6 protein-coding genes are annotated in these 6,286 nt (G+C 57.2%); all 6 read right to left on the bottom strand.

Features of this window, described 5'->3' with window-relative positions:
- The coding region (locus CAY82_RS08645) for a toxin VasX (RefSeq protein WP_218190827.1) at positions 1-253 on the bottom strand (253 nt) is incomplete at its 3' end.
- The gene (locus tag CAY82_RS08640; RefSeq protein ID WP_087500854.1) at positions 246-1,178 is read right to left on the bottom strand and encodes a DUF4123 domain-containing protein; all 933 of its coding nucleotides are present in this window, start codon (positions 1,176-1,178) and stop codon (positions 246-248) included. The genes CAY82_RS08640 and CAY82_RS08645, both read right to left, overlap by 8 nt.
- Entirely contained in the window at positions 1,175-3,343 is a 2,169-nt protein-coding gene (locus CAY82_RS08635; RefSeq protein ID WP_087500853.1) for a type VI secretion system Vgr family protein, read from the bottom strand. The genes CAY82_RS08640 and CAY82_RS08635 overlap by 4 nt, the downstream gene beginning before the upstream one ends.
- 91 nt (positions 3,344-3,434) lie before the next feature.
- Positions 3,435-3,944 (bottom strand): Hcp family type VI secretion system effector, encoded by a 510-nt coding sequence (locus CAY82_RS08630; RefSeq protein WP_087500852.1) that lies wholly within the window; start codon positions 3,942-3,944, stop codon positions 3,435-3,437.
- 130 nt (positions 3,945-4,074) lie between these two features.
- A complete protein-coding gene (icmH, locus tag CAY82_RS08625; protein WP_087500851.1) occupies positions 4,075-4,929 on the bottom strand; it encodes a type IVB secretion system protein IcmH/DotU in 855 nt (284 codons plus the stop codon).
- A gap of 1 nt (position 4,930) precedes the next feature.
- Entirely contained in the window at positions 4,931-6,268 is a 1,338-nt protein-coding gene (tssK, locus tag CAY82_RS08620) for a type VI secretion system baseplate subunit TssK (protein ID WP_087500850.1), read from the bottom strand.
- Positions 6,269-6,286 lie beyond the last annotated feature (18 nt).

Raw genomic sequence — 6,286 nt, 5'->3', positions numbered from 1 at the left:
CATGGATGACCAGCTTCTGGCCCAGAGCGCCTTGCATGAACACGTAGACATAGCCCGGTCGCAGCGCGCGCAGGGTGTAGGCAGAGTGTTGCAGCGGCCCGAAGCCTTGTTCGAGGTTGAAGCCTGCGTCGGCATAGCGGCAGGCGGGCATATCGCCGGTGCGCGGCACGATGGCGTAGCGCACCGGCAGGATGGGGATGCGTGCGCTACAGGCCGGCCCGGAGGTGGCGCTGCTGACACTGGCGTCATTCATGGACGGGCTCCTTGCTTTCGATCAATGCGTGCAGTTCGCGGAGGCGGCTCTGGGGTGACTCCTTGAGGTTGGTGTAGATCTTCCCGGCCTCATCGTTGCTCATGAGCCACATGTGCCTGGCGATCAGCCTGATGAACTGCCCGGCGACTTCCTCGTCGCGAAAGTTGAGGGCTTTCAGTTGCGGCAGCAGGCTTTCAATCCAGTGCCTGATGTCGGCCAGTGTGTGGCGGTCGTGTTGTGGCAGGGCTAACACCTCGTGTGCCAACGTGAGCACGAAGTGTTCATGCATGCCTGCTTGCAGCCGCTCAAGTTCAAGTTTGCGCAGGGAGAGTGGGGCTTGCGAAAAAGAACGGGCAGTGGTCGGGCTGCGTTCAAGTGTTTTCCACTCGTGAGCCGGCCCCCAGTTGACTCGCCAGGCTAGCGAACACACAGGCCCAAGCCAGGTAGTCCGATGGTCGTCATCCAGCGCATCCAGCCAGGCTGCAAGGTGGTCTGGCTTGAACTGGAAAGTGGCCAGCCCCCGATCCGGAAGCGAGATCTGTACAAGGCTGGAGAAATGGTCTGCCAGCTCGGCAAAGCCAATATCGGCATTCAGTGCGATGGCACCGCCAATGGGCATCCAGGTAGATATTGCATGAGCAAGCAGTTCGGGCGCGTCTGACACGTTTACCAGCAACGGCCCAAAGTCATGGCGGTCATCTACAGCACTACCCCGCCACAGCCACGCATGCTGGGTGTTGCGGCTGACTTCATTGATAAGTTCAAGTACCGAAGGGGCATAGGCCGGGACCAGCTCGCCATTCGGGAGTATCTGGGATATTGGCTGGTAGGCCGAGTGCTCGAGCACAATGGTCATGAGCAGCAGAAAGCGCGCATTGTTCCCGAAATGCACGCTTGGCAGCGTGTTTGAGGGCGCAGTTTTCATTGACCTTGCCCTCTGATGCAGCGGCAGTCGGGCAACGGGCAGGAACCATCGGGGCGGCGACCGCACTGACGATCCAGCGGGTTGCCATTGACCGGCGCACCACTGATGGAAAACAGGTTGGTTGCCCCGTCTGCCGATTTCAGCATCTGGCCGTTGATTCGTATTGTCGGGCTGTCCAGGGTGATGCCTGTTTCATCGATCTGAATGGAGCCCCCAGGGCCTTTGATGATCACAGCTTCTGCTGTGCAAAGCTCATAGCGGCGGGTACGCCTGCGGATTTCGCCCCGGGCTTCAAGCTCGGCATGCCCCTCGACCTGCTGCTCGAGATTGCCGCCGATACTGGTGTGGTGATTGGCTGCGATCTGGTCGTGGCGGTGATTGCCGATGGCTTCAATACGATCCTTGGCTATCTTGATTGTCTGGTTTCGACCAATGTCGAGAGCGGCGTCATGCCCGATAGTGACGCGCTCATCATTGCCAACCGTTTCAGTGCGGTCACGGCCGATCAGAATCGATTCGTCGTTATTGACCTGTTCCTTGCGGTCATTGCCGACCTGAGTCGTCTCATCGTGCCTGACCACAATGTTCTGGTCCTTCTGTGCATGTATGTAGACTTCTTCCTGGCCCAGTTCATCTTCAAAACGCAGTTCGTTGAAGCCATCGCCCTTATGCGTCTGGCTTTTGATCGTCATACGTGTTTTGTGTCTGGGCAGGTCGTAGGGCGGCAACTGATCACCGCAGTAGGTGCGCCCGGTGATGATTGGCTGGTCGGGGTCGCCATTGACGTACTGGATGATCACGTCCTGGCCAATACGTGGAATAGCCATCGAGCCCCAACTGCCTCCGGCCCAGCCTTGGGATACCCGCACCCAGCAGGAGCTGAATTCGTTGTCCTGGCTTTCACGGTCCCAAGGGAAGCTGACCTTGACTCTGCCCCATTCATCGCAATAGATCTCTTCACCGCGCGGGCCTACGACGGTCGCCATGTGCGGCCCGTCGACGCGAGGTTTATTCAGCGGAGCAGGGCGCCACTCCGTTCTGCCGGGGACGAGCTGTGCGATCTGCTCGTAGCGTGTGCTCTGGTCGACGCCGGCGGCTTCTTCTTGCAGGCTGGTGAACTGGCTGCCTTCATGAGTGACCGTAGTTACTCGCCAAAGCACGTTGAAATCAGCGCGCGGGTGGCCTCCAAGTGTAAAACCGAGGCCGGGCTGCAGGCGTACATCATCACCCCCGACTTCAGCAACACGCACATCGTGTCGCAGTGCGGTGATGCGGTTTTCAGTGAACGGTTTGCCAACGGCATCGCGCTTGTAGCGGCCAGGGTAATCGAAGCGTTCGTACTCGCTGGATTGATGTTCCAGGAAGGGGCCGGCGGCTCTGTGCTCCTGGCGATAGGCCGGGTTGGTGAAGGTGTAGTCGCGCTGAACCTGACGTGCCGTGCGCACCTGCTCGCTGTAGCGCAAGCGCCGCAGGCAGGGTTTCGCCTGGGCGCCACCGCTATTGGCTCTATAGAGGACCGTATTGGGATCGAGCAGCCCGTCCACTTCGAGAAAGCGCTCGTCTTCATCCTTGGCCTTTTTGATCCCATGGCTGATCAGGCCGAGCGATTGCAGCCGGTCTGTGATGATCAGTTTGTGGAGTTTTTCACTGTGCTCGAAGCGGTAGATGAAGCCTTCTTCAGCAGCCAGGCGAGCGATGAACTCAAGGTCGGTCTCGCCGGCCTGAACGCAGAATTCGCGAATCTGGTGGTCCATGCTTGCCCGCAGTTCGTACTGTGCGATGCCTTGGCGCTGGAGCATCAATTCAAGAATTTGCGGAACGGTCTTGTGCTGGAAAATACGCCAGTTCGAGCGCAGGTTGGCGCGCGCCAGTTGCGGTTCGACTACCGCGCTATAGCGTGTGCGATGAGGGCCACTGTCGCCTTGGTTGAACGTGCTGATTAGACCATGGACATACCGCAAAGGGCAGTTTGCACGGGAGATGGTGAACAGTGCAGGTTTGTCGAGTAAATGACCGAAGTCTAAATCGTTTTCATGGCTGATCAATTCCAGCTCTAATTGGAAATTAGTGCTAATGCCTTCCTTGAGTGTAAAGGAAGCCACCTCGAACTCTAATCGGCTAGCGAGAGGTCGGAAGCTGTAATGCAGGTCAGATTGGCTAGGCATAAGAATTCCTTGTCTGCCGTCTGATAGTTTGAAGGGTGCCCAGGCAGCAAGCTGCCCGGAACACCCGGTACCTTAGAGGAGTGTTGGCGTTTCAAGTCTTTTGCCAGTCATCGGATCCTTCGGTGCCGCAGACCTCATGGCATTCTGTGATTTTCCGGTAGGAGAACCAGACTTCAACCTCCTGGTGCCGGGGCGTCGGTGTATCTTCTTGTGCGTGGGGCTGCTCGGTTCTCAGTTTGATGATGGTCGCGTCCGTAAGTGTAGTTCTGTAATACAGCTCATTTGGATCTTCGCTGGTTGCTCTGTATTGTGTGATTACAACTTCTGGGAGCAACTCTGCCTTGCAGATCGATTCCAGCAGCAAGGGCTTTGATTTGTTGGTTGTGAAGGTGACTTTGTAAGGGCCATGAACGCGCTTTCCCGAGGGCTGGCCGTTCTGTGGATCGATCGGGGTGTTTATCTCGTGCTCGATTTTTTGCACCATGATCTCATCTGCGAACTCCGATTGATAAATGTTGCCAATCGACTCGGAAGTGCTGGCGCCCTCACTGATGTTGCCTTGTACCTTGCCGTTGATTTTTAAATAAGCTGGTGATGCCATGATGTGCTCCCAATTTCAGTAGGTATACACGCCAATATTTATAAAGGCGTGGCCATCGGAAACGATGGATTTTTTAACGAGGTGGAGCCTCGCCAATTCGTTGAAGGCAGTGGTGCCGAATTTCAGCTACTTACTGCTGTAAAATTCCGTTGAGTGATTCCAGCACCTCGGTGGTAATCAGGTGCAGGCGATAGCTATAGATTCCATAGGCCACGGCCATGGCAAGGACGGAAATGACCAAAGGGCTCCACCACGGCAATTGCCGGTTCATACGGAAGTTGCGCGGAGCCACATTGGTGTAGGGGTCACATATCTCTTCCGGGGTAGGCCCGCGCAGTTCACGTAACATCCCGTGAAGCTGGTGGATGAGTGCGTTCAGCGTTTCTTCGCCCTTTGGCGCAATGGCGTACTTGCCCCTCAGGCCAAGGCACAACGCGAAGTACATGAACTCCAGTACGTCCTGGTAGCGAGCGGGCTCCTGCATCAAGCGGGACAGCACCGTAAAAAATTTCTCCCCACCCCAGGTTTCGTCATGGAAGATGCTGAGCAGTGGTTCCTGGCTCCAGCAGCTGTTCTTGCCCCAGGGCCTTTCCATCACCGCTTCATCGATGTACAGACACAGAGCGTACGAATATGCCAATGCTTGAGCGGGCTCGTAGCCGTGTTGGCGCATTTCTTCCTGAATGTTCTCGATCTGCTTGCGCACTTTCTGGTGTACATCTTTGATGTTTGGCAATTCATCCAGTGTGCGCAGGCGTATGGCCAGGCCGAACAGTGGTGCAGCAGCATCCAGCATCAGATTGTCGTAGCCCCCCCGTAGCTGGAAGTGTGGATCAGCCGGGTAGCCTTCATGAACGGGCTCTGGCTTTGGCTTCTGCTCAGGGGCTTCAGACGTTATCGAAGTGGGTAATGGCGTCTTGAGCTTCGAGTGCAGCCGCGCCCCTTCGACATTTTTGGCATCGGGTGCAATGCTTTTTTCTTCCATCTCATTCACTCCTGATTGCCCAAAATTGCAGCTCAAGCCCAGGGAAGTCCCCTGCAATGTGGATACCGAAGCCGTTCGCGGTCTTCATGCATACCCACGCCGGGTCCCGCCGATCCAGTTCGAAATAGCTGAAGCCAGCGTGAAAAGGCAGGTCGCGAGGTGCCACCGGCAATGGGGTCAACGGGATGCCTGGTAGTTGCAATGGCACCAGCTCGTTCAGTGATTCGAGTGAAGTAACTTTGGCTTTCTGCACGAACATCTGGCGTAGCACCTGAGGAGGCAGGTGGGCGCGCACCGCAAGGATGAAGTCAGCCTCATCGATCAGTCGGTGGTCCTCCAGCGTGGTCGTCATCACGCCATAGTCCAGTGTCTTCAGTGGTAACGACACGGCGCGCGGTTGCAGGACAGTACTTAGTGCTCGGCGAAGCGTGTCTTCCAGCGGCTTGAACGAGGTGCGCAGCGCTGTGTGGTGATAGGCGGGGTATTCCTGTGGCAGCCGATTTTCGTCGGTGAAGGTCACAAGTTCGCCACAGGCCTGGCTCATGCTCAGGTAGAGCTGTTCGGGGTGTGTCTGGGTTTGCCTGGCCAGGTGCTGGAAGCAGGGCCACCAGCGGTTCATGGCTTGCAACAGGTTGAAGTCGCGAATATCAGCGATGCCAGACTGGCCTGCTCCGCCAATGCGTGCAGCGAGGTTGCGCCCCCTTTCGCACATGGTGTTGGTAATTTCCTCAAGAAAGCGTTGCAGCGCCGGTATTGCCCGCACTGTCACGCAGGTGGGGTAGAACGCTTCATCCAGCTGCAGGCTGCCATCGGGGCGGCGTTCCAGGATTCGTGCCAAGGCCAGGCGGGTGTAAGCGCTGCTGTCTTCGGCCTTGCGTTTGAGCTGCAGGTTGGGGACGGCCAGGTCGACCTGCACCAGATCGCCGTCAGCGCTATGAGTATCCTTGATTTCCTGTGCCTGGGCGATGTAGCGAAAGTTGGCGGCATTGTCGGGCCAGCTCACTTCACGGCCACCATCGGTGCGCAGGGGCAGGCATAGATACACTTCGCTGTCCTTCGAAGCGTCATCTTCGATTTCCAGTGGCGGTGGTGGTGGACGATCAGCCGGGATATCGAACACCGTGCCGTCTGGCATGATGCCTCGGGCCCGGGTAATGGCGATTTTGCCCAGGGTGAGGTACTCGTCATTCAGCTGAAGTTCGCTGAACCCGTAAAAGGCTGCATTGAGGCTACCAAGGCGTTGGTGCAAGGCCGCCTCGCTGGCCCGGGCCGCCTGCTGGAAATGCTGGGGTTTGACGAACAGGCCCTCAGGCCAAAGGACGGGATTACGTGAACTCATGTGCGCTCCATGTCAGTG

This window comes from Pseudomonas sp. SID14000, assembly GCF_002165135.1.
Lineage (GTDB): Bacteria > Pseudomonadota > Gammaproteobacteria > Pseudomonadales > Pseudomonadaceae > Aquipseudomonas.
Note: the sequence above shows the minus strand (reverse complement) of the source record. Positions and strands in the feature narration are given on the sequence as shown.

Excerpts from the sequence above, each read along its gene's own strand:
- CAY82_RS08640 (WP_087500854.1), bottom strand. The coding sequence starts at position 1,178 with ATGAAAACTGCGCCCTCAAACACGCTGCCAAGCGTGCATTTCGGGAAC.
- CAY82_RS08635 (WP_087500853.1), bottom strand. The coding sequence starts at position 3,343 with ATGCCTAGCCAATCTGACCTGCATTACAGCTTCCGACCTCTCGCTAGC.
- CAY82_RS08630 (WP_087500852.1), bottom strand. The coding sequence starts at position 3,944 with ATGGCATCACCAGCTTATTTAAAAATCAACGGCAAGGTACAAGGCAAC.
- icmH (WP_087500851.1), bottom strand. The coding sequence starts at position 4,929 with ATGGAAGAAAAAAGCATTGCACCCGATGCCAAAAATGTCGAAGGGGCG.
- tssK (WP_087500850.1), bottom strand. The coding sequence starts at position 6,268 with ATGAGTTCACGTAATCCCGTCCTTTGGCCTGAGGGCCTGTTCGTCAAA.